The organism is Phosphitispora fastidiosa (assembly GCF_019008365.1).
In the GTDB taxonomy this organism is placed as follows: domain Bacteria; phylum Bacillota; class Thermincolia; order Thermincolales; family UBA2595; genus Phosphitispora; species Phosphitispora fastidiosa.
Genome location: NZ_JAHHUL010000131.1, coordinates 1 through 271, shown reverse-complemented (window position 1 = coordinate 271; position 271 = coordinate 1). Strand labels below are relative to the sequence as shown.

The window sequence follows — 271 nt, the reverse complement described above, 5'->3', positions numbered from 1 at the left end:
CTCCAGGCGAACCTGGTCGTCGACGGTTATCCTGGAGGAACTGATCTGCGATGGCGTGATGGTGGCAACACCCGCTGGTTCAACCGCCTACAATCTCTCGGCGCAAGGGCCGATCCTGCCGCTCGATGCCCGTCTGCTGGCCCTCACCCCGGTCTCACCCTTCCGCCCGCGCCGCTGGCGCGGTGCGCTCCTGTCGAACAAGGTCACGGTGCGGCTTGATATCCTCGAACCGGAGAAGCGGCCGGTCAATGCGGTCGCCGATCACACGGAA

General features: G+C 65.3%; 1 pseudogene. It reads left to right on the top strand.

Annotated features, from left to right (window positions below):
- Positions 1-271, top strand: a pseudogene (locus tag Ga0451573_RS19230) (hypothetical protein); the annotation flags it as partial.